We start from the raw sequence: 582 nt of genomic DNA, 5'->3' as shown, positions 1-582 counted from the left end.
GGTTCTTCAGGCTGAGGCTCCGGTGTAGACTCTTCCGTTGGTTCTTCAGGCTGAGGCTCCTCTGTCGGCTCTTCTGGTTCCGGTACTTCAGGTTCAGCAGGTTTATTCGGTCTGACTGTCACTGTATTAGACTCCACGGAATCATTTCCAAATGCAACTGTGGCAATGTTATCAATACCTTCTGCTAGTGCTTTTTCATCAATGTTATTGAATGCAGCATTAATAGTCATCTTGATATTTACACCTTTCAGGGCTTCGATCGTCTCAGCATCTGTCATTGTAAAGTTTATATTCTGACCATCAACCTCTAGGTCACCATAGTTTACTATGCTGCCTGCCGGAATTTCTAAATCATCATTCAGTGTCTCAAGTTGCTGATCAATTTCAGTGATCTGAGCTTCTAGCTCTTCAATGAGCACTTTCAGCTCAGTGATTGTTTCTTCATTGACAACTACTTCTGATTTGGTATCTTCTTCTGTTTCAAGTATTTCTTCAGCAGAAGCTTCTTCTGTTGCTTCTTCCACGGTTTCTTCGGCAGAAGGCTCTTCTGTTGCTTCTTCCACGGTTTCTTCAGCAGAAGGC

Annotated in this window: 1 protein-coding gene; it reads right to left on the bottom strand. The window is 43.1% G+C overall.

All coding sequences use genetic code 11. From position 1 onward, the window contains the following. Positions 1 to 582 (bottom strand): hypothetical protein (locus BLR15_RS14140; protein ID WP_176754175.1); only part of this gene is annotated, 582 nt, incomplete at both ends.

The sequence above is a fragment of the Lacicoccus qingdaonensis genome (assembly GCF_900101075.1).
In the GTDB taxonomy this organism is placed as follows: domain Bacteria; phylum Bacillota; class Bacilli; order Staphylococcales; family Salinicoccaceae; genus Lacicoccus; species Lacicoccus qingdaonensis.
This window is presented reverse-complemented; position numbering and strand designations above follow the sequence as displayed.